The 24,819-nt window shown below is 62.4% G+C and carries 23 protein-coding genes; 12 read left to right on the top strand and 11 right to left on the bottom strand.

What is annotated here, in order from left to right; translation table 11 throughout:
- Positions 1 to 137: 137 nt before the first annotated feature.
- The 4 genes from AC07PQ_RS04225 to AC07PQ_RS04210 all read left to right on the top strand — a co-directional run bounded on the left by AC07PQ_RS04225 (position 138) and on the right by AC07PQ_RS04210 (position 4,894).
- A complete protein-coding gene (locus tag AC07PQ_RS04225) occupies positions 138 to 611 on the top strand; it encodes a MarR family winged helix-turn-helix transcriptional regulator (protein WP_493184379.1) in 474 nt (157 codons plus the stop codon).
- Positions 612 to 2,081, top strand: coding sequence for an efflux transporter outer membrane subunit (locus AC07PQ_RS04220; protein ID WP_493184380.1), 1,470 nt, complete (start codon positions 612 to 614; stop codon positions 2,079 to 2,081).
- A gap of 15 nt (positions 2,082 to 2,096) precedes the next feature.
- Complete coding sequence (locus tag AC07PQ_RS04215) at positions 2,097 to 3,299, top strand: HlyD family secretion protein (RefSeq protein ID WP_007929637.1); 1,203 nt, start codon at positions 2,097 to 2,099, stop codon at positions 3,297 to 3,299.
- Positions 3,300 to 3,364: 65 nt separating this feature from the next.
- Complete coding sequence (locus AC07PQ_RS04210) at positions 3,365 to 4,894, top strand: DHA2 family efflux MFS transporter permease subunit (protein WP_007929636.1); 1,530 nt, start codon at positions 3,365 to 3,367, stop codon at positions 4,892 to 4,894.
- A gap of 155 nt (positions 4,895 to 5,049) precedes the next feature.
- Here AC07PQ_RS04210 and lpxH read toward each other — a convergent pair whose 3' ends face one another.
- The gene (gene lpxH, locus AC07PQ_RS04205; RefSeq protein WP_274304015.1) at positions 5,050 to 5,799 is read right to left on the bottom strand and encodes a UDP-2,3-diacylglucosamine diphosphatase; all 750 of its coding nucleotides are present in this window, start codon (positions 5,797 to 5,799) and stop codon (positions 5,050 to 5,052) included.
- Positions 5,796 to 6,299, bottom strand: a complete 504-nt coding sequence (locus AC07PQ_RS04200; protein WP_007929634.1) for a peptidylprolyl isomerase — start codon at positions 6,297 to 6,299, stop codon at positions 5,796 to 5,798. Before AC07PQ_RS04200 ends, lpxH begins: the two co-directional genes overlap by 4 nt.
- Positions 6,300 to 6,576: 277 nt before the next feature.
- Between AC07PQ_RS04200 and AC07PQ_RS04195 the strand changes: the two genes are divergently transcribed.
- Together AC07PQ_RS04195 and cysS are read left to right on the top strand one after the other, a co-directional pair.
- Positions 6,577 to 8,274, top strand: a complete 1,698-nt coding sequence (locus tag AC07PQ_RS04195) for a glutamine--tRNA ligase/YqeY domain fusion protein (protein WP_102679845.1) — start codon at positions 6,577 to 6,579, stop codon at positions 8,272 to 8,274.
- 18 nt (positions 8,275 to 8,292) lie between these two features.
- Entirely contained in the window at positions 8,293 to 9,675 is a 1,383-nt protein-coding gene (gene cysS / locus AC07PQ_RS04190) for a cysteine--tRNA ligase (protein ID WP_007929632.1), read from the top strand.
- A 72-nt stretch (positions 9,676 to 9,747) separates the two neighbouring features.
- On the opposite strand, the gene AC07PQ_RS04185 is transcribed toward cysS, so the two are convergent.
- From AC07PQ_RS04185 to AC07PQ_RS04175, 3 genes are read right to left on the bottom strand one after another with little or no spacing between them, the layout of a single operon-like run.
- Positions 9,748 to 10,125 carry a type II toxin-antitoxin system VapC family toxin gene (locus tag AC07PQ_RS04185; RefSeq protein WP_007929631.1) on the bottom strand — a complete coding sequence of 126 codons (378 nt, stop codon included), beginning with the start codon at positions 10,123 to 10,125 and terminating at the stop codon, positions 9,748 to 9,750.
- Positions 10,122 to 10,415: a type II toxin-antitoxin system Phd/YefM family antitoxin gene (locus tag AC07PQ_RS04180; protein ID WP_238543449.1), complete on the bottom strand. Its 294-nt coding sequence runs from the start codon at positions 10,413 to 10,415 to the stop codon at positions 10,122 to 10,124. The genes AC07PQ_RS04185 and AC07PQ_RS04180 overlap by 4 nt, the downstream gene beginning before the upstream one ends.
- A gap of 25 nt (positions 10,416 to 10,440) precedes the next feature.
- Complete coding sequence (locus AC07PQ_RS04175; protein ID WP_493184381.1) at positions 10,441 to 12,291, bottom strand: sigma-54-dependent Fis family transcriptional regulator; 1,851 nt, start codon at positions 12,289 to 12,291, stop codon at positions 10,441 to 10,443.
- A 294-nt stretch (positions 12,292 to 12,585) separates the two neighbouring features.
- Between AC07PQ_RS04175 and AC07PQ_RS04170 the strand changes: the two genes are divergently transcribed.
- The 6 genes from AC07PQ_RS04170 to AC07PQ_RS04145 are packed head-to-tail and all read left to right on the top strand — an operon-like array spanning position 12,586 to position 18,546.
- A complete protein-coding gene (locus tag AC07PQ_RS04170) occupies positions 12,586 to 13,680 on the top strand; it encodes an ABC transporter ATP-binding protein (protein WP_493184382.1) in 1,095 nt (364 codons plus the stop codon).
- Entirely contained in the window at positions 13,680 to 14,795 is a 1,116-nt protein-coding gene (locus AC07PQ_RS04165) for an ABC transporter ATP-binding protein (RefSeq protein WP_493184383.1), read from the top strand. Before AC07PQ_RS04170 ends, AC07PQ_RS04165 begins: the two co-directional genes overlap by 1 nt.
- Positions 14,792 to 15,658 (top strand): carbohydrate ABC transporter permease, encoded by an 867-nt coding sequence (locus AC07PQ_RS04160; RefSeq protein ID WP_007929620.1) that lies wholly within the window; start codon positions 14,792 to 14,794, stop codon positions 15,656 to 15,658. Before AC07PQ_RS04165 ends, AC07PQ_RS04160 begins: the two co-directional genes overlap by 4 nt.
- Before the next feature lie 11 nt (positions 15,659 to 15,669).
- Positions 15,670 to 16,470 carry a carbohydrate ABC transporter permease gene (locus AC07PQ_RS04155; RefSeq protein ID WP_007929618.1) on the top strand — a complete coding sequence of 267 codons (801 nt, stop codon included), beginning with the start codon at positions 15,670 to 15,672 and terminating at the stop codon, positions 16,468 to 16,470.
- 10 nt (positions 16,471 to 16,480) lie between these two features.
- Entirely contained in the window at positions 16,481 to 16,753 is a 273-nt protein-coding gene (locus AC07PQ_RS04150) for a DUF2160 domain-containing protein (RefSeq protein WP_493184384.1), read from the top strand.
- 50 nt (positions 16,754 to 16,803) lie between these two features.
- Positions 16,804 to 18,546, top strand: a complete 1,743-nt coding sequence (locus tag AC07PQ_RS04145) for an ABC transporter substrate-binding protein (RefSeq protein WP_492570964.1) — start codon at positions 16,804 to 16,806, stop codon at positions 18,544 to 18,546.
- Positions 18,547 to 18,717: 171 nt separating this feature from the next.
- On the opposite strand, the gene AC07PQ_RS04140 is transcribed toward AC07PQ_RS04145, so the two are convergent.
- The 6 genes from AC07PQ_RS04140 to nuoK all read right to left on the bottom strand — a co-directional run bounded on the left by AC07PQ_RS04140 (position 18,718) and on the right by nuoK (position 24,819).
- Positions 18,718 to 19,032 (bottom strand): helix-turn-helix domain-containing protein, encoded by a 315-nt coding sequence (locus AC07PQ_RS04140; RefSeq protein WP_007929615.1) that lies wholly within the window; start codon positions 19,030 to 19,032, stop codon positions 18,718 to 18,720.
- The gene (locus AC07PQ_RS04135; protein ID WP_493184385.1) at positions 19,022 to 19,372 is read right to left on the bottom strand and encodes a type II toxin-antitoxin system RelE/ParE family toxin; all 351 of its coding nucleotides are present in this window, start codon (positions 19,370 to 19,372) and stop codon (positions 19,022 to 19,024) included. The genes AC07PQ_RS04140 and AC07PQ_RS04135 overlap by 11 nt, the downstream gene beginning before the upstream one ends.
- Positions 19,373 to 19,617: 245 nt before the next feature.
- Entirely contained in the window at positions 19,618 to 21,081 is a 1,464-nt protein-coding gene (nuoN, locus tag AC07PQ_RS04130; RefSeq protein WP_007929613.1) for an NADH-quinone oxidoreductase subunit NuoN, read from the bottom strand.
- A gap of 7 nt (positions 21,082 to 21,088) precedes the next feature.
- Positions 21,089 to 22,621: an NADH-quinone oxidoreductase subunit M gene (nuoM, locus tag AC07PQ_RS04125; protein WP_493184386.1), complete on the bottom strand. Its 1,533-nt coding sequence runs from the start codon at positions 22,619 to 22,621 to the stop codon at positions 21,089 to 21,091.
- A 39-nt stretch (positions 22,622 to 22,660) separates the two neighbouring features.
- Entirely contained in the window at positions 22,661 to 24,514 is a 1,854-nt protein-coding gene (gene nuoL, locus AC07PQ_RS04120) for an NADH-quinone oxidoreductase subunit L (protein ID WP_101338482.1), read from the bottom strand.
- Positions 24,511 to 24,819, bottom strand: coding sequence for an NADH-quinone oxidoreductase subunit NuoK (gene nuoK, locus AC07PQ_RS04115; RefSeq protein ID WP_085985111.1), 309 nt, complete (start codon positions 24,817 to 24,819; stop codon positions 24,511 to 24,513). Before nuoK ends, nuoL begins: the two co-directional genes overlap by 4 nt.

Below are 24,819 nucleotides of genomic sequence, written 5' to 3'. Positions count from 1 at the left end.
CCCGCCGATTCTTGACTTCAAGGCTTTCCCATTAATTAGCTTAATAGTAAGCATGCTAATTATTGTTTGGATATTGGCTGCCTAGGCAGTAACATCTCGACATACTTTCGCTGCCTAGGCAGCTAACAGGTGGTCAGATGAAGCACTTCACCCCAGACGATTTCCACAATTGCCACCTCGGGCTCTTGCTGGGCCGCGCGGCCCTGCTCAAGGACCGGATCATCGACACCCACATGGAACCCCACGGCATCACCTCCGCGCAGTTCAAGGTGCTGATCATCATGGCCCAGTTCGGCGTCGACACCCCGGCCGAGCTGTGCCGCCACCTGTCCCTGGACAGCGGTTCCATGACCCGAATGCTCGATCGCCTCGAGCAGAAGGACTTCCTCGCCCGCCAACGCTCGGAGCACGACCGCCGCCAGGTGCGCCTGGTGCTCACCGAGGAGGGCCAGAAGCTCGCCGACTGCCTGCCGCACATCGGCGCCAACGCGATGAACCAACTGGCCGGCGCCATCACCCCCGAAGAGTTGAAAACCCTGGAACAGATCCTCAAGAAAATTTTGCTGGCGGCCGGTGACCCGATCACCGTGTTGCGGGTAGGTGATAAGTAAATGAGCAGTAAAACCTTGCGTGCCCGTTTGAGCCTGGTGCTGCTGGCCATGAGCCTGGCGGGATGTGCCAACTACAGCGGCCTGACAACCGAAGGGGTGAGCCTCGATGCCAAATCCCTCAAGGCCGGACAATCCCTGAATGGCGTGACCCTGTCGCCGGCGGCCTGGCCGAAGAGCGACTGGTGGAAGAGCCTGGGCGATCCACAGCTCGACGGCCTGATCCGCGAGGCCCTGCACGACAGCCCCGACATGCAGATCGCCAGCGCCCGCGCCCACCAGGCCAGCGCGGCGGCCTATGCCGCGGACGCGGCACGCATGCCGACCCTGGACGCCAGCGGCAGTGTCAGCCGCTCGCGCCTGTCCCGTTCGCAGGACCCGAGTGGGCAGGGCGACAACTACAGCACGATGCGCAGCCTGACAGGCAACTTCAATTACACCTTCGACCTCTGGGGCGGCCAGCGCGATACCTGGGAAGCCGCCCTGGGCCAGGCGCGCGCCGCCGAGATCGATCGCCAGGCCGCGCAACTGACCCTGGCCGCCGATGTGGCCCGGGCCTACAGCGACCTGGGCCAGGCGCATATCGTCCATGACCTGGCCACTGAAGACCTCAAGCGCACCCGGCAGATGCTCGACCTGAGCCAGAAACGCCTGAGCTCGGGCATCGACAGCCAGTACCAGTACCAGCAGACCGAAAGCCTGGAGGCCAGCTCCGAAGCCAGCCTGATCGATGCCGAGAAAAACCTGCAGAGCGCCAAGATTGCCCTCGCGGTATTGCTCGGCAAGGGCCCGGACCGGGGTAACGAAATCGCCCGGCCGAAAGTCTTGCAGGCCAGCGCGGTGGCGCTGCCGTCGGTGCTGCCGGCGGAACTGCTGGGCCGCCGTCCGGACCTGGTGGCCGCGCGCTGGCGGGTCGAGGCGGCGAGCAAGAGCATCGACGCCGGCAAGACCAACTTCTATCCCAACCTCAACCTGAGCGCCGCTGCCGGCACTCAAGCGTTGCTGGGGGACGCGATGTTCGGATCGGCCAGCCGCTTCTTCAATATCGCCCCGACCGTGTCGCTGCCGATCTTCGACGGTGGCCGCCTGCGCGCCGACCTGGATGCCCGGGACGCCGACTACGACCTGGCCGTGGCGCAGTACAACAAGAGCCTGGTGAATGCCCTGGGGGATGTCAGCGACACCCTCTCCCAACTGCGTGACATCGGTCGGCAGATCGCCGCCCAGCAACACGCCACCGACATCGCCCAGGACTCCTACGACACCGTGGTCCAGCGCTACGGCTCGGGGATCGGCAATTACCTGGACGTGCTCAGCATCGAGCAGCAATTGCTGCAGGCCCAGCGTCAGCTGGCGACCCTGAATGCCCAGCAGATCGACCTGTCGATCCAACTGATGCAGGCCCTGGGCGGTGGTTTCCAGACCGACAATCTGGCCGCGGCCGCCCCGACCCCAGCCTCGCGCACTCAATAATTCAAGGTACTCATCATGGCCACTGCCGAAACCAACAACGCTCCTGAAAACACCCCGGACACCGCCAACCCGCGCAAGCGCAAGGTCATGCTGCTGGGCCTGGTGGCGCTGATCGTCCTGGGCGGGCTAGGGGTCTTTGCCTGGTATGAACTCTACGGACGCTGGAACGAAGGCACCGACGACGCCTATGTGAACGGCAACGTGGTGGAAATCACCCCGCTGGTCACCGGTACGGTGGTCAGCATCGGCGCCGACGATGGCGACCTGGTCCACGAAGGCCAGGTGCTGATCAACTTCGACCCCAACGATGCCGAGGTCGGCCTGCAAAGCGCCGAGGCCAACCTGGCCCGCGCCGTGCGCCAGGTGCGCGGGCTGTACAGCAATGTCGACGGCATGCGCGCCCAGGTGGCGGCGCAGAAGGCCGAAGTGCAGAAGGCCCAGGACAACTTCAACCGTCGCCGGACCCTCGCCAGCAGCGGGGCGATTTCCCAGGAAGAACTGTCCCACGCCCGCGACGACCTGACCTCGGCGCAGAACGCCCTGGCTAATGCCCAGCAGCAGCTCAACACCACCAACGCGCTGGTGGACGACACCGTGGTCTCGAACCATCCGGACGTGCAGGCGGCCGCCGCGCAATTGCGCCAGGCCTATCTGACCAACGCCCGCAGCACCCTGATCGCCCCGGTGACCGGTTATGTCGCCAAGCGCACCGTGCAACTGGGCCAGCGGGTGCAGCCGGGCACCGCATTGATGGCGGTGATCCCGCTCGACCAACTGTGGATCGACGCCAACTTCAAGGAAACCCAGCTGCGTGACATGCGCATCGGCCAGCCGGTGGACATCGAGGCCGATATCTACGGCAGCGAGGTCAAGTACAGCGGCACCATCGACAGCCTCGGCGCCGGTACCGGCAGTGCCTTCGCCCTGTTGCCGGCGCAAAACGCCACCGGCAACTGGATCAAGATCGTGCAGCGGGTACCGGTGCGCATCCATGTGAATGCCGAAGAACTGGCCAGGCATCCGCTGCGGGTCGGTCTGTCGACGGTGGTCAACGTCGACCTGCATGACCAGAGCGGCCCCGTGCTGGCCCAGCAGCCGCCACAAAAGGCGTCGTTCAGTACCAGCGTCTACGACCGCCAGCTGGGCGAGGCCGATGCCCTGATCGCCCGTCTGATCCACGACAACAGCGCCGCTATCGGCAAGACCGCGCAGCGCTGATTCGCCGATCCCTCTGCTGCGGCCGTTAGCGGCCGCGGCACCTGCCTCGCTTCATAGGATTCGCGATGAGCAATAACGCCTCTTTCACGCCGCCCAGCCTGTTGCTCAGCACCATCGGCCTGTCGCTGGCGACCTTCATGCAGGTGCTCGACACCACCATCGCCAACGTGGCCTTGCCGACCATTTCCGGCAACCTTGGGGTGAGTTCGGAGCAGGGCACCTGGGTGATCACCTCGTTTGCCGTGAGCAACGCCATCGCTTTGCCGCTGACCGGCTGGCTGAGCCGGCGCTTCGGCGAAGTGAAGCTGTTTATCTGGGCCACCCTGCTGTTCGTGCTGGCCTCGTTCCTCTGCGGGATTTCCACCTCCATGCCCGAGCTGGTGGGCTTTCGTGTGCTGCAAGGGGTGGTGGCCGGGCCGTTGTACCCGATGACCCAGACCCTGCTGATCGCGGTCTACCCGCCGGCGAAAAGGGGCATGGCCCTGGCGCTGCTGGCGATGGTCACGGTGGTGGCGCCGATTGCCGGGCCGATTCTCGGCGGCTGGATCACCGACAGTTACAGCTGGCCGTGGATCTTTTTCATCAACGTGCCGATCGGCCTGTTCGCCGCCTGGGTGGTCAAGCAGCAACTGAAGGCGCGGCCGGTGGTGACCAGTCGCCAGCCGATGGACTACATCGGCCTGCTGAGCCTGATCGTCGGCGTCGGTGCCTTGCAGATCGTGCTCGACAAGGGCAACGACCTGGACTGGTTCGAATCCAACTTCATCGTTATCGGCACGCTGATTTCGGTGATTGCCCTGGCGGTGTTCGTGATCTGGGAAATGACCGACCGCCATCCGGTAGTCAACCTGCGGTTGTTCGCCCATCGCAACTTCCGCATCGGCACCATCGTGCTGGTGGGCGGTTATGCCGGTTTCTTCGGTATCAACCTGATCCTGCCGCAGTGGTTGCAGACCCAGATGGGCTATACCGCGACCTGGGCCGGCCTGGCGGTGGCGCCGATCGGTATCCTGCCGGTGCTGATGTCGCCTTTCGTCGGCAAGTACGCGCACAAGTTCGACCTGCGCTTGCTGGCCGGGCTGGCGTTCCTGGCGATCGGCCTGAGCTGCTTCATGCGCGCCGGCTTCACCAACGAGGTGGACTTCCAGCACATCGCCCTGGTGCAACTGTTCATGGGCATCGGCGTGGCGCTGTTCTTCATGCCGACCCTGAGCATCCTGATGTCGGACCTGCCGCCGCACCAGATCGCCGATGGCGCCGGCCTGGCCACCTTCCTGCGGACCCTGGGCGGCAGCTTCGCCGCGTCGTTGACCACCTGGATCTGGATCCGCCGGGCGAACGAGCACCATGCCTACATGAGTGAACACATCAGCAGCTTCGAGCCGGCCACCCGCGATGCCCTGAACTCCTTGGGCGGTGCCAGCAACCAGGCCTACGCGCAACTGGACCAGGTGCTGACCGGGCAGGCGTACATGATGTCCACCGTGGACTACTTCACGTTGCTGGGTTGGAGCTTCATGGCGCTGATCCTGTTGGTGTGGCTGGCCAAGCCACCGTTCACCGCCAAGGCCGGGTCGGCGTCGGCGGGGCATTGATGGTGCGGTAGTGCAGAGAAATTATCGCGAGCAAGCTCGCTCCTACAGGGGAGGTACCTTTTTGTAGGAGCGAGCTTGTTTGCGATAGAACGCGCAGCGTTCGCCTGGAAGGCCTCGCAAGGCCCTTCGGGCCTTATCGCAGCCTGCGGCAGCGGCTACAGGCGGGGCAATGCCTGCTGTGACGGCACGAAGTCGAAAGCCGCCAGCTGGAAACCCTGTTCATCCACCTGTAAGGCCCAGCCCTGACGGTCCCAGTCCCCCAGCACGATGCGCTTGGCGGCCTGGTCGCCGATCTGCAACTTGTGGATGGCCGGGCGGTGGGTGTGGCCGTGGACCAGGGTCCGCACCTTGAACGCCTGCATGATCCGCGGCACTTCGTCCGGGGTCACGTCGACGATGTCGTTGGCCTTCATGCGGGTTTGCGCGCGGCTTTCATTGCGCAGCTTGCGCGCCAGCTTGTGCCGGGTGCGCAGCGGCAGGTGCCTGAGGATCCACAACGAAACCGGGTTGCGCAGGTAGCGGCGCATGCGCATGTAGGCTTCGTCGCGGGTGCACAGGCTGTCGCCGTGCATCAGCAGCACCGGCTCGCCGTAGAAGTCGACCACGCTCGGGTCCTTGAGCAGGGTCGCGCCCGCGGCCTTGCAGAAGGCCTTGCCAAGCATGAAGTCGCGATTGCCATGCATCAGGAAAACCTGCGTGCCGTTGTCGCTGAGCTCGCGCAGTGCCTGGCAAATGGAAAGCTGGTAGGGGGTCATGGCGTCGTCGCCGATCCAGACCTCGAAGAAATCTCCCAGGATATACAGCGCTTGCGCCGAGCGGGCACGCCCGCCCAGTAAATCCAGAAACGCCCGGGTAATGTCCGGGCGTTCCTCTTCCAGATGCAAATCTGAAATCAGCAGTATCACTCAACGATCTCGGCTTTCTCGATGATCACGTCTTCTGCCGGTACGTCCTGGTGGCCGGCCTTCATGGTGGTGGCCACGCCTTTGATCTTGTCGACCACTTCGGTGCCGGCGACCACTTTGCCGAATACTGCGTAGCCCCAGCCCTGCACGGTCTTGCCGCTGTGGTTGAGGAAGCTGTTGTCAGCGACGTTGATAAAGAACTGCGCGGAAGCCGAATGCGGCTCCATGGTGCGGGCCATGGCGACGGTGTACTTGTCGTTGGAAAGACCGTTGTCGGCTTCGTTCTGGATGCTTGGACGCTTGTCTTTCTTTTCTTTCATGCCTGGCTCGAAACCGCCGCCCTGGATCATGAAGTTACCGATGACGCGGTGGAATACGGTGTTTTCGTAATGACCGGCTTTAACGTATTCGACGAAGTTGGCCACGGTGACCGGGGCTTTCTCGGCGTTCAGTTCCAGCACGATGTCGCCGTGGTTGGTGGTCAGTTTGACTTGGGTCATGATCGGTACTCTTTATAAGGAGGAGCGTTTTCAAGGAATTCCCGGGTTCCGGGAGGCAGGCCTGGGGCCCGCGGGCCGGAACCGCGCTGGCAAAAATCCGCCAAGGTGCGCAGTTTAGCGTGACGGGCGTGAAATTCGAGGCTGTTTTTTCATTTGCGACGGATTAATCGCGGCAGATTTAAAGCCCGCTCTGTCAGGGGCTTGACCGCATCGGCTATGATATCCGTTTTGATTTATCAGGCCGCACCGGCCGCGCACTTGTACGTTCAAGGATCCTATGAGCAAGCCCACTGTCGACCCTACCTCGAATTCCAAGACCGGACCGGCCGTTCCGGTCAACTTCCTGCGCCCGATCATCCAGGCGGACCTGGACTCGGGTAAGCACACACAGATCGTGACCCGCTTCCCGCCGGAACCCAACGGCTACCTGCACATCGGTCACGCCAAGTCGATCTGCGTGAACTTCGGGCTGGCCCAGGAATTCGGCGGCGTCACCCACCTGCGTTTCGACGACACCAACCCGGCCAAGGAAGACCAGGAATACATCGACGCCATCGAAAGCGACGTCAAGTGGCTGGGCTTCGAGTGGTCCGGTGAAGTACGCTACGCCTCGCAATACTTCGACCAGCTGCACGACTGGGCGGTGGAGCTGATCAAGGCGGGCAAGGCCTATGTCGACGACCTGACCCCCGAGCAGGCCAAGGAATACCGTGGCAGCCTGACCGAGCCGGGCAAGAACAGTCCGTTCCGCGATCGCAGCGTCGAAGAGAACCTGGACCTGTTTGCCCGCATGCGCGCTGGTGAGTTCCCGGACGGTGCACGCGTGCTGCGGGCCAAGATCGACATGGCCTCGCCGAACATGAACCTGCGCGACCCGATCATGTATCGCATCCGCCATGCGCATCACCACCAGACCGGCGACAAGTGGTGCATCTACCCGAACTACGACTTCACCCACGGTCAGTCGGACGCCATCGAAGGCATCACTCACTCGATCTGCACCCTGGAGTTCGAAAGCCATCGCCCGTTGTACGAATGGTTCCTGGAAAACCTGCCGGTGCCGGCACAGCCGCGCCAGTACGAGTTCAGCCGCCTGAACCTGAACTACACCATCACCAGCAAGCGCAAGCTCAAGCAACTGGTGGACGAGAAGCACGTCAACGGTTGGGACGACCCGCGCATGTCGACCCTGTCGGGCTTCCGCCGTCGTGGCTACACGCCGAAATCCATCCGCAACTTCTGCGAGATGGTCGGCACCAACCGTTCCGACGGCGTGGTGGACTTCGGCATGCTGGAGTTCAGCATCCGTGACGACCTCGACCACAGCGCCCCGCGCGCCATGTGCGTGCTGCGTCCGCTGAAGGTGGTGATCACCAACTACCCGCAAGACCAGGTCGAGAACCTCGAATTGCCGCGTCACCCGAAAGAAGACATGGGTGTGCGGGTACTACCGTTCGCCCGTGAAATCTACATCGATCGCGACGACTTCATGGAAGAGCCGCCAAAGGGCTACAAGCGCCTGGAACCGGCCGGCGAAGTGCGCCTGCGCGGTAGCTACGTGATCCGCGCCGACGAGGCGATCAAGGACGCCGATGGCAACATCGTCGAGCTGCGTTGCTCGTACGACCCGGACACCCTGGGCAAGAACCCGGAAGGGCGCAAGGTCAAGGGCGTGATCCACTGGGTGCCGGCCGCCGCCAGCGTCGAGTGCGAAGTGCGCCTGTACGATCGCCTGTTCCGTTCGCCGAACCCGGAGAAGGCCGAAGACAGCGCAAGTTTCCTGGACAACATCAACCCTGACTCCCTGCAGGTCCTCACTGGTTGTCGTGCCGAACCCTCGCTGGGCAACGCACAGCCGGAAGACCGTTTCCAGTTCGAGCGCGAAGGTTACTTCTGCGCGGATATCAAGGACTCGAAACCGGGCGCACCGGTATTCAACCGTACCGTGACCCTGCGCGACTCCTGGGGTCAGTGATCAGTTAAGGAACTCCTTGTGCTAACGATCTACAACACGCTCACCAAGAGCAAAGAAGTCTTCAAGCCGCTCGATGGCAACAAGGTGCGCATGTACGTGTGCGGCATGACCGTGTACGACTACTGCCACCTGGGCCACGGCCGCAGCATGGTCGCCTTCGACCTGGTGACCCGCTGGCTGCGTTTCAGCGGCTACGACCTGACTTATGTGCGCAACATCACCGACATCGACGACAAGATCATCAATCGGGCCAACGAGAACGGCGAGTCGTTCGAGGCGCTGACCGAGCGCATGATTGCGGCGATGCACGAAGACGAAGCGCGCCTGAACATCAAGAAGCCGGACATGGAGCCGCGTGCCACCGACCATATCGCCGGCATGCACGCGATGATCCAGACCCTGATCGACAAGGGCTACGCCTATGCGCCGGGCAACGGCGACGTGTACTACCGGGTCGGCAAGTTCCTCGGTTACGGCAAGCTGTCGCGCAAGAAGATCGAAGACCTGCGCATCGGCGCGCGGATCGAAGTCGACGAGTCGAAACAGGACCCGCTGGACTTCGTGCTGTGGAAAGCCGCCAAGCCGGGCGAGCCGAGCTGGGAATCACCATGGGGCGCCGGGCGTCCGGGCTGGCACATCGAATGCTCGGTGATGTCGACCTGCTGCCTGGGCGAAACCTTCGACATTCATGGCGGCGGCAGCGACCTCGAGTTCCCGCACCATGAAAACGAGATCGCCCAGAGCGAGGCGGCCACCGGCAAGACCTACGCCAATGCCTGGATGCATTGCGGCATGATCCGCATCAATGGCGAGAAGATGTCCAAGTCCTTGAACAACTTCTTCACCATCCGCGACGTGCTCGACAAATACCATCCGGAAGTGGTGCGTTACCTGCTGGTGTCGAGCCACTACCGCAGCGCGATCAACTACTCGGAAGACAACCTCAAGGACGCCAAGGGCGCCCTGGAGCGTTTCTACCACGCCCTCAAAGGCCTGCCGGCTGTACCGGCCGCCGGTGGCGAAGCCTTCGTCGAGCGTTTCACCGAGGTGATGAACGACGACTTCGGCACGCCGGAAGCCTGTGCGGTGCTGTTCGAGATGGTGCGCGAGATCAACCGTCTGCGCGAGAGCGATCTCAATGCGGCGGCCGGTCTGGCGGCGCGCCTGCGGGAACTGGCGGACGTGCTGGGTGTGCTGCAGCTGGAAGCCGATGACTTCCTGCAGGCCGGTGCCGAAGGCCGGGTCGACGCGGCGCAGGTCGAAGCGTTGATCCAGGCGCGCCTGGCTGCCCGGGCCAACAAGGACTGGGCCGAGTCCGACCGCATCCGCGACCAGATCACCGCCATGGGCGTGGTGCTGGAAGACGGCAAGGGTGGGACCACCTGGCGCCTGGCTGACTGATCGTTGTACTGGCGACAAACAGAAACCCGCCTTGTGCGGGTTTTTGTTTGCCTGCGATTTATCTGTGCGGGATCAAACCAGAATGGCCAGGGAGCTGTACTTGGCGACTAGCGGGTCGGCGGTCAGCAGTTTCATCGGTTCGCTGATCGCGGTGGCCACAATCAGCCGGTCAAAGGGATCGCGGTGGTGATGTTCAAGGTCTTTGACCGCAATGGCGTGTTCCGAGGTGATGGCCAGTTCGATGAAACCGCTCGCCAGGCAATATTCGCGAATCTCTTCCAGGTCCACATCAAGCTTGCCCAGGCCAACCTTGATGGCCATCTCCCAGAAAGACGCGGCGCTGATATAGATTTCGGCAGCGCTTTCAATCAGCTTTCGGGCCTTGGCCGACAACTTCGGATCGTCGCTGAGGGTCCAGAGCAGAATATGCGTGTCGAGCAGGACTCTCACTCCTGAGTACCTTCGAAGGCGTCGAGCATGTCGTCCGGCAGCGGGGCGTCAAAGTCGTCGGGAAGCACCAGTTTGCCTTTCATTGCACCAATGCGCTGCCCCGACGGTTTGCCGACGGGAACCAGGCGGGCGAGGGCACGACCGTGTTTGGCGATGGTAATGACCTGTCCTGCCGCGGCATCGTCGACCAGTTTGGACAGGTTGTTTTTGGCTTCTGCCAGCGGGACAGTGATCATGAGGTTTCTCCAATATTCTGGACAAATATAGCCAGAATATTTGATCCCGGCCAAGCCGAGGCAGACGGCAGGTCAGGTTTTATGTATCCAGCTGTCGCAAGCGCTTGTACAGGGTATTGCGACTCACCCCCAGGCGCCGGGCCAATAGGGAGATGTTGCCGCCCACGGCCTTGAGCTGGCGGTGCAGGTCGGGGGTGTCTTGCAGGTCGATGTCGCCGGGCGGTTCGTGGCTGGTGGCTGGCTCCATGTCCAGGTCGACAAAAAAGTCGTCCGGCAAGTGCTCGGCGCGGATCGGCTGTTCTTCGGCCATGGCCAGCGCTACCTGCATCACGCTGCTGACCTGGCGCAGGTTGCCCGGCCAGGGATGGCGCTCGAACAGTTCCTGGACGTCGCGGCTGAGCCCGGCCCATTGGCCGGGCTCGCGATGCTGTTCCCAGATGCGCTTGAACAGCGCCTGTTTGTCGCTGCGTTCGCGCAGGGGCGGCAACTCCAGGGTCAGGCCGCCGATGCGGTAATACAGGTCCTCGCGAAAACGCCCGAGTTGTACCTGTTCGCGCAGGGAGCGGTTGGTCGCCGAGATGATGCGGATGTCCACCGGGAACAGCTCGCTGCTACCCACCGGTTGCACGCAGCGCTCCTGCAGCACACGCAACAGGCGGGCCTGGGTCGGCAAGGGCATGTCGCCGATTTCGTCGAGGAACAGCGTGCCTTTGTCGGCCTTGCGGATCAGGCCGATGCTGCCTTTCTGGCTGGCGCCGGTGAAGGCGCCTTTCTCGTAGCCGAACAACTCGGACTCCACCAGTTCGGCGGGAATCGCCGCGCAGTTGACGGCAATGAACGCCTGTTTGCTCCGCGAGCTGGCTTGATGCAGGGCCTTGACGAAAACTTCCTTGCCGACGCCGGTTTCGCCGTGGATCAGCAGCGGAATGTCCTTTTCCAGCAGCCGTTCGGCCTGGCGCACGGCTTTCTCCACCCGGCTGTCGCCGAAGTGCAGGGTGTTCAGGCTGATGGCATCTGTGTTGGCGGGAGCCGGACGGGAAGGTGGCTCGACGAAGACTCGGGCCTGGATCGGCATCTGCCTTGGACGCTTGAGCAGGCAATGGAAGCGGTTGCGACCGGCAGCCTGCAGGGCGAAGGGCAGGCCTTCGGGCTGGTTGAGCAATTCCAGCAGTGACGCCTTGAACAGGCTTTCGATGCCGACCCGCGACAGGCTGATGCCCAGCAGGTTGTCGGCGCGGCGGTTGGCCGAAAGCACCTGGCCGCTGTCATCGAAGATCAGCAAGCCGGCCCACTGGCTGTCGAGGTTGTTCAGGCCGGTGTTGAAGGTCAGCTGGAAATGCCGGCCTTCAAACAGGTTGAGGATCAGCCGGTTCTCCACGGTCTGGCTCATCATCTTGACCATGCCCAGGGTGTGGGAGGGCGGCAGGTAGCTGTCGCTGGAGACGTCCAGCACCGCGATCACCCGGCGCTCGGCATCGAAGATCGGCGCGGCCGAGCCGGTCATGAAGCGGTTGGCCTTGAGAAAGTGTTCATCGTGCTCGATATGCACCGCCTGTTCGCAAGCCAGGGCGGTGCCGATGGCGTTGGTCCCGCTGCAGTGTTCCAGCCAGCTGGCGCCGGCGCTGAAACCACGGGCCAGGCTCGGCTGGATAAAACGCTGGGTGCCCCAGGACGTCAGCACCTGGCCCTGGTTGTCGGCGAGCATGATCAGGCAATTGGAGTTGCTGAGGATGTTCTCGTAGTAGGGGAGGACTTCCTGGTGGGTGGTCTGCACCAGGGCATGCTGGCTCTCCAGCAACTGGGCGATGCGCTCGGCGGGCAGTTGATCGAAGGCCGGTGTGCTCTGGTGGCTGAGGCCAAAGGCCCGGCAGCGACTCCAGGAGTCCTTGATGATGGTCTCGTGAGACAGCGGTGAGGCAGGTGCGCTCATGGCGGTAGGTCTCTGAAAACGCTTTTATTGTTGTTATTGGCCTATGCCCGGAACTGTGGCGTTTACGGGCAAAAGCGTCCATCCAGTGTTGTTCACTCTTGTTCATTGTCAACCGCCGGACTGTTCAGTTGTTCAGTGCGGGTTGTTCATTTCTGTTCAGCTGTGAACCTTCCAATAGCCGGTCTTTTAATAAATATCAGGCTTATCAGGGGCTTGGTTTGGTGCCACGGTTCTGGCACGAAAGTCGCTCTGCTGCTGCGGTCGCTTGACTCCAATAATAAAAAAGGCCGAGCCATGTCATTAACGCTGGAGCACGTCAGCCGTGTCGTCGAGGGCCAGACCTGGATCGATGACATCTCGCTGCGCTTTGAACCCGGTTCCTTCAATGTCCTGCTGGGGCGCACGCTGTCCGGCAAGACCAGCCTGATGCGCCTGATCGCCGGGCTCGACAAGCCCGCCAGTGGGCGCATCCTGATGAACGGCGTGGACGTCACCGGGCGCCCGGTGCGGCTGCGCAATGTGTCGATGGTCTATCAGCAGTTCATCAACTACCCGACCATGACCGTGTTCGAGAATATCGCCTCGCCGCTGCGCCAGGCCGGCGTTTCGGCGCAACTGATCGAGAGCAAGGTGCTGGAGACGGCGAAGATGCTGCGGATCGAGAAGTTCCTGCAGCGCCATCCGCTGGAGCTGTCCGGCGGCCAGCAGCAGCGCACGGCGATGGCCCGGGCGCTGGTCAAGGATGCCGAGCTGATCCTGTTCGACGAGCCGCTGGTCAACCTCGACTACAAGCTGCGCGAAGAGCTGCGCCAGGAGATGCGCGAGCTGTTCCAGGCCCGCCACACCATCGCCATCTACGCCACCACCGAGCCCAACGAGGCGCTGGCCCTGGGCGGTACCACCACCATCCTCCACGAGGGGCACCTGGTGCAGAGCGGCAAGACCGCCGAGGTCTATCACCAGCCCCAGACGGTGCTGGCCGCCGAGCTGTTCTCCGAACCGCCGATCAACCTGATGCCGGGGCGCATCGCCGGCAATGAAGTGAGCTTCGCCAATTTCGTGCACTTTCCGCTGAACGTCGATCTGCGCCCGGTCGGCGAGGGCGAGTTCCGCTTCGGCGTGCGGCCCAGCCATATCTCCCTGGTACCGAGCAACGACGACGACCTGGAGCTGGCGGTGACCGTCGAGGTGGCGGAAATCAGCGGCTCGGAAACCTTCCTGCATGTGCGCAACGAACAATTCCTATTGGTGCTGCACCTGCCCGGCGTGCACGAATACGACGTCGACGCGCCGATCCGCATTTATATCCCCACCCACAAACTGTTCGTCTTCGATGCCCAGGGCCGTCTGGTCCAGGCACCGGGGCGGCGCGTCGCGAGGGTTGCCTGATGGCCGAGATCCGTTTGCACAACCTCGCCCACAGTTACACCAGTACCCCGGCCGGTCCCGAGGACTATGCGATCCGCGAGATGAACCACGTCTGGGAGCAGGGCGGCGCCTATGCCTTGCTCGGGCCGTCCGGCTGCGGCAAGTCGACCTTGCTCAACATCATTTCCGGGCTGCTCAGCCCTTCCCAGGGGCAGGTGCTGTTCGATACCCGGGTGGTCAACGAGCTGACTCCCGAGAAGCGCAACATCGCCCAGGTTTTCCAGTTCCCGGTGGTCTACGACACCATGACGGTGTTCGACAACCTGGCCTTTCCGCTGCGCAACCAGGGCCTGGCCGAGGCCAGGGTGCACAGCAAGGTGCAGGAGATCGCCGAGGTCCTCGACTTGCAGGCGCTGCTGAACAAGAAGGCGCGCAACCTCAGCGCCGACGAAAAGCAGAAGGTTTCCATGGGCCGCGGCCTGGTGCGCGACGACGTATCGGCGATCCTGTTCGACGAGCCGCTGACGGTGATCGACCCGCACTTGAAGTGGAAGCTGCGGCGCAAGCTCAAGCAGATCCACGAGCAGTTCAACATCACCATGGTCTACGTCACCCACGACCAGCTCGAAGCCTCGACCTTCGCCGACAAGATCGCGGTGATGTACGGCGGGCAGATCGTCCAGTTCGGTACCCCGCGGGAGCTGTTCGAGCGGCCGAGCCACACCTTTGTCGGCTACTTCATCGGCAGCCCGGGGATGAACCTGATCGAGGTCCGGGCAGAGGCCGGCGGTGTCAGGTTCGCCGGCACCCACCTGCCATTACCTGAAGCCTTGCAGCAGCGAATCGCCGAGATCGATTACCAGAGCCTGAAAGTCGGCATTCGCCCGGAGTTCATCCATGTCTGGGACGAGCCTTACGAGGAGGCGCTGCAGGCCGACGTGGTCCACATCGAGGACCTGGGTACCTACAAGATCATGACCCTGAACCTCGACGGCGCGGTCTTGAAAGTGCGGCTGGCCGAAGACAAACCGGTGCCGCAGGGCAGGGCCTGCATCAGCTTCCCAGCGCAGTGGCTGATGGTCTACACCGACGAATACCTGCTGGAGGCCCACGCCACGAACGAGGTTCAGCCATGAACAAAGTGCAGAACAACAAAGCCTGGTGGCTGGTATTGCCGGTGTTCCTGCTGGTGGCCTTCAGTGCGGTGATCCCGATGATGACCGTGGTCAACTATTCGGTGCAGGACATTTTCGACCAGTCCAGCCGCTATTTCGTCGGCGCCGACTGGTACCGCCAGGTGCTGCTCGACCCGCGCCTGCACGACTCGCTGCTGCGCCAGTTCATCTATTCCGCCTGCGTGCTGTTGATCGAAATTCCCTTGGGCATCGCCATCGCCCTGACCATGCCAAGCAAGGGACGCTGGTCGTCGGTGGTGCTGATCATCCTCGCCATTCCGCTGCTGATTCCGTGGAACGTGGTGGGCACCATCTGGCAGATCTTCGGCCGAGCCGACATCGGCCTGATGGGCTCGGCGCTGAATGCCCTGGGTATCGATTACAACTACGCGGCCAACACCATGGATGCCTGGGTCACGGTGCTGGTGATGGACGTGTGGCACTGGACCTCGCTGGTGGCGCTGCTCTGCTTTTCGGGGCTGCGGGCGATCCCGGACGTGTATTACCAGGCGGCGCGCATCGACCGGGCGTCGAACTGGGCAGTGTTCCGCCATATCCAGTTGCCGAAGATGAAAAGCGTGCTGCTGATCGCGGTGATGCTGCGTTTCATGGACAGCTTCATGATCTACACCGAGCCGTTCGTGCTCACCGGCGGCGGGCCGGGCAACGCCACGACCTTCCTCAGCCAGACCCTGACCCAGATGGCGATCGGTCAGTTCGACCTGGGCCCCGCCGCAGCGTTCTCCCTGGTGTACTTCCTAATCATCCTGCTGGTGTCCTGGCTGTTCTACACCGCCATGACCCACTCCGACGCCAATCGCTGAGGACGGCCGCCATGACCAAGCGCAAGCTGATACCGCTGCTGATCTACATCCTGTTCCTGCTGGTGCCGATCTACTGGTTGCTGAACATGTCGTTCAAGAGCAACAACGAGATCCTCGGCAGCCTGACCCTGTGGCCCCAGGACTTCACCTGGCACAACTACAAGGTGATCTTCACCGACCCCAGCTGGTACACCGGCTACCTCAACTCGCTGTATTACGTCAGCCTGAACACGGTGATTTCCCTGAGCGTGGCGCTGCCGGCGGCCTATGCGTTCTCGCGCTACCGCTTCCTCGGCGACAAGCACCTGTTCTTCTGGCTGCTGACCAACCGCATGGCGCCGCCGGCGGTATTCCTGCTGCCGTTCTTCCAGCTGTATTCGTCCATCGGCCTGTTCGATACGCACATTGCCGTGGCCCTGGCCCACTGCCTATTCAACGTGCCGCTGGCGGTGTGGATTCTCGAAGGCTTCATGTCCGGGGTGCCGAAGGAAATCGACGAGACCGCCTACATCGATGGCTACAGCTTTCCCAAGTTCTTCGTGAAGATCTTCGTCCCGCTGATCGGTTCGGGGATCGGCGTGACGGCGTTCTTCTGCTTCATGTTTTCCTGGGTCGAGCTGCTGCTGGCGCGGACTTTGACCTCGGTGAACGCCAAGCCGATCGCCGCGGTGATGACCCGTACCGTGTCCGCCTCCGGTATCGACTGGGGCGTGCTGGCGGCCGCCGGGGTGCTGACCATCCTGCCGGGCATGCTGGTGATCTGGTTTGTTCGCAACCATGTGGCCAAGGGCTTTGCCCTGGGCCGGGTATGAGGAACCGTTGATGGAATGGATGAACTGGACCGCCCCGACGGCGGCATTCTTCGGTGTCATTGCCTTGATCATGCTGGGCATGACCACTTGGGAGCTGCGTTCGCCGAGCATCCCTCGGCGCGGCTTCCTGCCGATTGCCACCACCCGTGGCGATCGTCTGTTTATCGGTCTTCTCGGCAGCGCCTACCTGCATCTGCTGGTAATCGGCGCCACCGAATGGAGCATCTGGGTGGCGTTCGTGCTGTCCCTGGTGTGGCTGTTGGCTGTGATGCGTTGGGGCTAGCCGGGCGCGTGCGCGGCAGTCCTGCTTCGAAATTCAACCGGGAGGTCTCTATGTTCGACAAAAACAATAAGCTGCGACATAGCGTTTCATTGGCGGCCATGCTGGCATTGAGCGGCCTGAGCGCGACGGCCTGGGCCGACGCCTACGAGGACGCCGCGAAAAAGTGGATCGGCAGCGAGTTCAAGCCATCCACCCTGACCGCGGAACAACAGCTGGAAGAGCTGAAGTGGTTCATTAAAGCGTCCGAGCCGTTTCGCGGGATGAAGATCAACGTGGTCTCGGAAACCATCGCCACCCATGAATACGAGTCCAAGGTGCTGGCCAAGGCTTTCAGCGAAATCACCGGGATCAAGCTGACCCACGACCTGCTGCAGGAGGGCGACGTGGTGGAGAAGCTGCAGACCCAGATGCAGTCGGACAAGAACATCTATGACGGCTGGGTCAACGACTCCGACCTGATCGGCACGCACTTTCGTTATGGCAAGACCGAATCCATCACCGACCTGATGGCCAACGAAGGCAAGGACTACACCTCGCCGACCCTGGACATCAAGGACTTCATCGGCATCTCCTTCACCACCGCGCCGGACGGCAAGATCTATCAGTTGCCCGACCAGCAATTCGCCAACCTGTACTGGTTCCGCGCCGACTGGTTCGAGCGGGCCGACCTGAAGGCCAGGTTCAAGGAGAAGTACGGCTACGAGCTGGGTGTGCCGGTGAACTGGTCGGCCTATGAGGACATCGCCAAGTTCTTCAGCGAGGACGTCAAGGAGATCGACGGCAAGCGGGTCTACGGGCATATGGACTACGGCAAGAAGGACCCGTCCCTGGGCTGGCGCTTCACCGATGCCTGGTTCTCCATGGCCGGCGGCGGCGACAAGGGCTTGCCCAATGGCTTGCCGGTGGACGAGTGGGGGATCCGCGTCGAGGACTGCCATCCGGTGGGCTCCAGCGTGACCCGCGGCGGCGACACCAACGGCCCGGCGGCGGTGTTCGCCACCACCAAATACGTCGACTGGATGAAAAAGTACGCGCCACCGGAAGCGGCGGGCATGACCTTCTCCGAGTCAGGGCCGGTACCGTCCCAGGGCAATATCGCCCAGCAGATCTTCTGGTACACCGCGTTCACCGCCGACATGACCAAGCCGGGCCTGGCGGTGATGAACGCCGATGGCACGCCGAAATGGCGCATGGCGCCGTCTCCGCGTGGACCGTACTGGGAAGAGGGCATGAAGCTGGGGTATCAGGACGTGGGTTCCTGGACCTTCATGAAGTCCACCCCGGAGAAGCAGAAACTCGCGGCCTGGCTCTATGCCCAGTTCGTGACCTCGAAAACCGTGTCGCTGAAGAAAACCATCGTCGGCCTGACACCGATCCGCGAGTCGGACATCAACTCCCAGGCGATGACCGACCTGGCACCGAAGCTCGGTGGCCTGGTGGAGTTCTATCGCAGTCCGGCCCGGGTGCAGTGGACGCCGACCGGCACCAACGTGCCGGACTATCCACGCCTGGCGCAGCTGTGGTGGAGCCATATCGCCGAAGCGGCCAGCGGCGAGAAAACCCCGCAACAGGCACTCGATGGCCTGGCCAAGGACCAGGACGCAATCATGACCCGGCTCGAGCGCTCGAAAGCCCAGGCCACCTGCGCGCCGAAAATGAACCCCGAGCGCGACGCGCAATACTGGTTCGACCAGCCGGGCGCGCCGAAACCGAAACTGGCCAACGAGAAACCCAAGGGGGAAACCGTGAGCTACAACGAACTGCTCAAGTCGTGGGAGGCAGCGCGCAAATAAGGTTGTGGATCGGTAATTCGCAACGGCACCTTCGGGTGCCGTTGTGTTTTGGGAATGGCTGTTGTGCTGTCAGGGCAATCGCTGTCGCGGGCAGACCTGGTGGCGAAGACACTGCTTGTCTGTAGGAGCGAGGCTTGCCCGCGATGATGTCCCTCGAACCGGCGCAGATCTTCAGGCCAGTGCTGCCAGCCGCTCCACCGTATCGGGAAAGCGCTGTACCAGGCGGATCAGGGTGGTGGCCTGAGCGTTGGGTTTTGCCCGTCCTTGCTCCCAGTTCTCCAGGGTTCGAGTGTTGGTGCGCAGGTACATGGCAAATACCGATCTGGACAGGTTCAGCTGTTCGCGCACTGCCAGCACTTCTTCGGCGGTGATCGGGAGCAATGCGCTCAGCTTGACCTTGTGGCTACGCAGCGTGAGCTTGCCTTGGCGCTCTTTGGCCAGGGCGTCGAAACCTTCGACCAGTTCGGAAAAGATGTCACGTTTCATGATGGGTCCTTGCCTCGACTTCTCTGTTCAACAGTTGCTTGAGCAGTTTTTTCTGTTGGGGTGCCAGGTCGTTCTGCTCGTTCTTTGCGTAAAGGGTGAAGAGCCAGAACTGGGCGCCTCCGGACCACCAGTAATAGATCACCCTGATTCCGCCGCGTTTGCCCTTGTGTCTTCGCTCATCGACAAAACGGATCTTGCGCAAGCCACCGGTTCCTTCGATGAGATCTCCGGCTTCGGGGGCTTTGAGCAATTCAAGCTGCAGGCTACGAAAAAGCTCGTCGTCCAGATAGTCCTGTCGATAGCGCTGGAACGGGGGTAACTCAATAAAAAGTGCGTCCATGCTTTGTACGTAACCTGCGTATATTTTTGATTGGATAGGTCAAGAGGTCAAGGCGTTGCGCATGACACTCGTCGCCTTTTAATGACCTTAGACTTAGCAATCAGGATGAGACGTAGGACGCGTCTTTAAAGCCTGAAAGGCAATTCCTTTCAGGCGGCAGGAGGAAGGGCAGGGCGGTTTTCTTCGGAAAACAAAACGGCGCCCGAAGGCGCCGTCTTGTTTTACTGCGGATCGTGCTTGAGCGATCAGCCCGCCAGACCGGATTGCTGGACCAGGATCAGCAGCGGTTGTGGGTAGACGCCGAGGAAGAACGCCAGGACCGCGATGGCCAGCAGCATCACGCCGCCGGCTTTCTGTTCCCAGTGCAGCTGGGCGTCGACGCGGCGCAGGTTCGGCTCGATCAGGTACAGGGTGACCATGACGCGCAGGTAGTAGAACACGCCGATGGCGCTGCCCAGGACCAGGGAGCCGACCAGCCACCATTGGTGCGCTTCGACACCGGTGGCGATGATGTAGAACTTGCCGATGAAGCCCGCGGTCAGCGGGATGCCGGCCAGGGACAGCATCATCACGGTGAGCACGGCGGTCAGGTACGGACGGCGCCAGAACAGGCCGCGGTACTCGTACAGGGCATCCGCGTCGCGACCCTTGTAGGGCGAGGACATCAGGGTGATCACGCCGAAGGCGCCGAGGCTGGTGATCACGTAGGTGACCAGGTAGACGCCGATGGCTTCCATCGCCAGGCCCTTGCTCGCCACCAGGGCGATCAGCAGGTAACCGAAGTGGGCGATGGACGAGTAACCCAGCAGACGCTTGAGGTTGCTCTGGGTCAGCGCCAGCAGGTTACCGAACAGGATCGAGGCAATCGCGATCAGGGTCAGCACGGTGTTCAGGACACCGCTGCTGGCCACCGGCGAGATCTGGAACAGACGCACCATCACCGCGAATACCGCCACCTTGCTCGCGGTGGCCAGGAAGGCCGCCACAGGCGCCGGGGCCCCTTCGTAGACGTCCGGGGTCCACAGGTGGAACGGTACCAGCGACAGCTTGAACGCCAGGCCGATCAGCATCATGCCCAGGCCCAGTTGGGCCAGCGGGCTAGGCAGGCCGGTCGCGGCCAGGGCCTGACCGATGCCGTTGAAGCTCAGGCTGCCGGCTTCGGCGTAGAGCAGGGCCATGCCGAACAGCAGGAACGCGGAACCAGCGGCCGACAGCACCATGTACTTGATGCCGGCTTCCAGCGAACGCTTGTTGAAGAAGGCATAAGCCACCAGGCCGTAGACCGGTACCGAGAGCAGCTCCAGGCCGATGAACAAGCCGGCCAGGTGCTGTGCGCTGACCAGGACCAAGCCGCCGGCGGCGGCCATCAGGATCAGCAGGTACAGCTCTTCGCGGTTGCCCGGGTAGCCGGTGCCGCCGTCGCCCAGATAGGCGTGGGCGAGGGTGACGCAGGCCAGGGTGGCCACCAGGATCAGCGCCATGTACAGGCAGGCGAACTGGTCGATCTGCAGCAATGGAGTCACCGCCAGAGGGGTGACTTTCAGGGCCGGCAGAATCGACAGCAACGCCAGGTTCAGACCGGCGACCGACAGCAGGAAGGTTTGCGAATGGTTGCGACGCCAGGCGATAGCCAGCATCACCACAATGATGGTGAGGCTGGTGATCAACAGCGGCGCAAGCGCGATAAAGTGTTGAATCGTAAAGTCCATAGCGCTCTTACCGGGCCGAAGCGAGTTGAGTGAAGGCGGTGCCGAGCCATTGCTGCACGCCATTCATGGTGGCGGCAGAGGTATCGAGGAACGGTTGCGGGTAGATGCCGATGTAAATCAGCAGCGCCGCCAGTCCGACCACCATGATCAGTTCGCGAGCGTCCATGCCGTGCAAGACCGCGTCCGACTTGGCCGGGCCGAAGTAGGCGCGGTGAATCATGATCAGCGAATAGACCGAACCGAACACCAGGCCGGACGTCGCGAGCACGGTGACCCATGGCGCGCTGGCGAAGGTGCCGATCAGGATCAGGAATTCGCCGACGAAGTTACCGGTTGCCGGCAAGCCCAGCGAGGCCGCGGCGAAGAACAGGCTGATGGCTGGCAGGTAGGCGATCTTCGACCACAGGCCACCCATTTCACGCATGTCGCGGGTGTGGGTGCGTTCGTACAGCTGGCCGCACAGGATAAAGAGTGCTGCCGCCGACAGACCGTGAGCCAGCATCTGGATCACCGCGCCCTGCAGGGCCAGCTGGCTGCCGGAGTAGATGCCGATCAGCACGAAGCCCATGTGCGAAACGCTGGAGAATGCCACCAGGCGCTTGATGTCGGTCTGGGCGAAGGCCAGGAAGGCACCGTAGAAGATCCCGATCAGACCCAGGGTCATGGCGATCGGCGCGAATTCGGCCGAGGCGTTCGGGAACAGCGGCAGGGCGAAGCGCAGCAGGCCATAGGCCGCGGTCTTCAGCAGGATCCCCGCGAGGTCCACGGAGCCTGCGGTCGGTGCCTGGGCGTGGGCATCGGGCAGCCAGGAGTGGAACGGCACCACCGGCAGCTTCACCGCGAAGGCGATAAAGAAGCCGAGCATCAGCACGTACTCGGTGGTGGTCGACATCTTGGTCTTCAACAGGTCGGCGTAGTTGAAGGTAATCACGCCGGTGTCGTTGAAGTTGACCAGCACCAGACCGAGGATCGCCACCAGCATGATCAGGCCGGAAGCCTGAGTGAAGATGAAGAACTTGGTCGCGGCGTAGATCCGGGTTTTCTTGCCGTCCGAAGAACTGTGACCCCAGAGCGCGATGAGGAAGTACATCGGCACCAGCATCATTTCCCAGAAGAAGAAGAACATGAACAGGTCGAGGGCGAGGAACACGCCGACGACACCGCCCAGGATCCACATCAGGTTCAGGTGGAAGAAGCCCACGTGACGCTGGATCTCTTTCCAGGAGCAGAGGACGGACAGCACGCCCAGGAGGCCGGTCAGCAGGATCATCAACAGCGACAGGCCATCGAGGGCCAGGTGCACGTTGATGCCGAAGCGCTCGATCCAGACGTGCTTGAACTCCAGGGTCCAGGTCGGATCGGCGCCAGGTGCCGGAGCGAATGAATAGTCGCCATGGGCCCACAGCCAGAGGCCGAGAGCGAGTTCCAGGGACATGGTCAGCAGCGCAATCCAGCGGGGGAGGGTGGCGCCGAAGCGCTCACCCATCCAGCACAGCAGGCCGCCGATGAAGGGGATCAGGATTAGCCAAGGCAGAATCATGACGGGCTCAATTCCTTTCGCAAGTTCGCAAGGTTCATATCAGACCGCTACCAGCACGACGGCGCCGATAACCAGCACGGCACCAGCAGCCATCGAGGCGGCGTACCAACGCAGTTGACCGGTTTCCGTACGGCTCAGGGAGTTGTGGCCCCCTTTGGCCAGGCGCGGGATCAGACCGATGGTCTGGTCGAGCGGGTCTTTGCGCAGTACATGGCTGATCGCCAGATATGGCTTGACGAACAGTTTGTCGTAGATCCAGTCGAAGCCCCAGGCAGCGAACCACCAGGCCGAGAGGATGCGGCCGATGCTGCTGTTGGCGACGGCGGTAACGAAGCGACGCTTGCCGAGGAACAGCAGCGCGGCTAGCAGGATACCGGCGATGGCGATGGCGCCCGACGCCAGTTCCAGGCTGTGCTTGGCTTCGCCACCGGCATGGCCGACGCTTTGCGGCAGTACGCCGTGCAGCGGTGGAGTGATCATGGCGCCGACGGCGGTCGACAGAATGATCAGCACCGACAGCGGCAGCCAGTGGCTGATGCCGTGGCCGGCATGGGCTTCGGTCTTGGCTTCACCGTGGAAGGTGATGAAGATCAGGCGGAAGGTGTACAGCGAGGTCATGAAGGCCCCCACCAGACCGGCATACAGCAGGCCGTGATTACCGCTGGCGAAGGCTTCCCAGAGGATCTCGTCCTTGGAGTAGAAACCGGCGGTGACCAGTGGCAAGGCCGCCAGGGCCGCGCCGCCGACGATGAAGCTGGCGTAGGCCAGTGGCAGTTTCTTCCACAGGCCGCCCATCTTGAAGATGTTCTGCTCGTGGTGGCAGGCAACGATCACCGCACCGGAGGCAAGGAACAGCAGGGCCTTGAAGAAGGCGTGGGTCATCAGGTGGAAGATCGCGCCGTCCCAGGCGCCAACGCCCAGGGCCAGGAACATGTAGCCGATCTGGCTCATGGTCGAGTAGGCGAGAATCCGCTTGATGTCGGTCTGGACCAGCGCGGCGAAGCCGGCCAGGACCAGAGTCACGCCACCGACGACGCCCACCAGGTGCAGGATATCCGGCGCCAGGGCGAACAGACCGTGGGTACGGGCGATCAGGTAGACACCGGCAGTCACCATGGTTGCGGCGTGGATCAGTGCCGAAACCGGAGTAGGACCGGCCATCGCGTCCGCCAGCCAGGTCTGCAGCGGCAGCTGGGCGGATTTACCGACCGCGCCACCCAGCAGCATCAGGGTCGCCAGGACGATCCAGAAGTCGCCGGCCTGGAACTTCGCAGGCGCCGCGACCAGCAGTTGCTGGATATTCAGGGTGCCCAGCTGCTGGAACAGGATGAACAGGCCGATGGCCATGAACACGTCGCCGATGCGAGTGACGATGAAGGCCTTGAGTGCCGCGTTACCGTTGTTGCGGTTGCTGTAGTAGAAACCGATCAGCAGGTACGAACACAGGCCCACACCTTCCCAGCCGAAGTACAGGAACAACAGGTCATCGCCGAGCACCAGGAACAGCATGCTGGCGATGAACAGGTTGGTGTAGGCGAAGAAGCGCGAGTAACCGTCTTCACCGCGCATGTACCAGGACGCGAACAGGTGGATCAGGAAGCCCACGCCCACCACCACGCCGAGCATGGTCACGGACAGGCCATCCAGATACAGGGCGAAGGTCGGCTTGAAGTCGCCTACGGTCATCCACTGCCACAGCACCTGGGTGTAGTGGCCACCTTCCGGCGGGGCGACGTTGAATTGCCAGATCACATAAGCCGCGACAATCGCCGACAGGCCAACGGAGCCGACACCGATCAGGGCGGCGAGGTTTTCCGAGAGGCGTCCACGGGAGAACGACAGCAGCAGGAAACCGATCAGGGGGAACAGGAAAGTCAGATAGAGAAGGTTCATCCGCGCATCTCGCTGGCAGCGTCGATATCGAGAGTGTGGAAGCGGCGATACAGCTGCAACAGGATCGCCAGGCCAATGCTGGCCTCGGCGGCTGCCAGGCTGATCACCAGGATGAACATGATCTGTCCATCCGGCTGCGCCCATCTGGCACCTGCGACGATGAAGGCCAGGGCGGAGGCGTTCATCATCACTTCCAGGCTCATCAGCACGAAGAGAATGTTGCGGCGCACCATCAGGCCGACCAGGCCGAGGCAGAACAGGATGCCGGCAACGGCCAGGCCATGCTCCAGAGGGATAGTTCCGAT

It is taken from the genome of Pseudomonas sp. GW821-FHT09E12 (genome assembly GCF_059416085.1).
The sequence above is the reverse complement of the archived record's forward strand: the minus strand, read 5'-3'. Positions and strand labels throughout refer to the sequence as shown.

Bases quoted from the DNA above. Each gene is read 5' to 3' on its own strand.
- AC07PQ_RS04225 (WP_493184379.1), top strand. From the start codon at position 138: ATGAAGCACTTCACCCCAGACGATTTCCACAATTGCCACCTCGGGCTC.
- AC07PQ_RS04220 (WP_493184380.1), top strand. From the start codon at position 612: ATGAGCAGTAAAACCTTGCGTGCCCGTTTGAGCCTGGTGCTGCTGGCC.
- AC07PQ_RS04215 (WP_007929637.1), top strand. From the start codon at position 2,097: ATGGCCACTGCCGAAACCAACAACGCTCCTGAAAACACCCCGGACACC.
- AC07PQ_RS04210 (WP_007929636.1), top strand. From the start codon at position 3,365: ATGAGCAATAACGCCTCTTTCACGCCGCCCAGCCTGTTGCTCAGCACC.
- AC07PQ_RS04200 (WP_007929634.1), bottom strand. From the start codon at position 6,299: ATGACCCAAGTCAAACTGACCACCAACCACGGCGACATCGTGCTGGAA.
- AC07PQ_RS04195 (WP_102679845.1), top strand. From the start codon at position 6,577: ATGAGCAAGCCCACTGTCGACCCTACCTCGAATTCCAAGACCGGACCG.
- AC07PQ_RS04175 (WP_493184381.1), bottom strand. From the start codon at position 12,291: ATGAGCGCACCTGCCTCACCGCTGTCTCACGAGACCATCATCAAGGAC.
- AC07PQ_RS04170 (WP_493184382.1), top strand. From the start codon at position 12,586: ATGTCATTAACGCTGGAGCACGTCAGCCGTGTCGTCGAGGGCCAGACC.
- AC07PQ_RS04165 (WP_493184383.1), top strand. From the start codon at position 13,680: ATGGCCGAGATCCGTTTGCACAACCTCGCCCACAGTTACACCAGTACC.
- AC07PQ_RS04160 (WP_007929620.1), top strand. From the start codon at position 14,792: ATGAACAAAGTGCAGAACAACAAAGCCTGGTGGCTGGTATTGCCGGTG.
- AC07PQ_RS04155 (WP_007929618.1), top strand. From the start codon at position 15,670: ATGACCAAGCGCAAGCTGATACCGCTGCTGATCTACATCCTGTTCCTG.
- AC07PQ_RS04150 (WP_493184384.1), top strand. From the start codon at position 16,481: ATGGAATGGATGAACTGGACCGCCCCGACGGCGGCATTCTTCGGTGTC.
- AC07PQ_RS04145 (WP_492570964.1), top strand. From the start codon at position 16,804: ATGTTCGACAAAAACAATAAGCTGCGACATAGCGTTTCATTGGCGGCC.
- AC07PQ_RS04140 (WP_007929615.1), bottom strand. From the start codon at position 19,032: ATGAAACGTGACATCTTTTCCGAACTGGTCGAAGGTTTCGACGCCCTG.
- AC07PQ_RS04135 (WP_493184385.1), bottom strand. From the start codon at position 19,372: ATGGACGCACTTTTTATTGAGTTACCCCCGTTCCAGCGCTATCGACAG.
- nuoN (WP_007929613.1), bottom strand. From the start codon at position 21,081: ATGGACTTTACGATTCAACACTTTATCGCGCTTGCGCCGCTGTTGATC.
- nuoM (WP_493184386.1), bottom strand. From the start codon at position 22,621: ATGATTCTGCCTTGGCTAATCCTGATCCCCTTCATCGGCGGCCTGCTG.
- nuoL (WP_101338482.1), bottom strand. From the start codon at position 24,514: ATGAACCTTCTCTATCTGACTTTCCTGTTCCCCCTGATCGGTTTCCTG.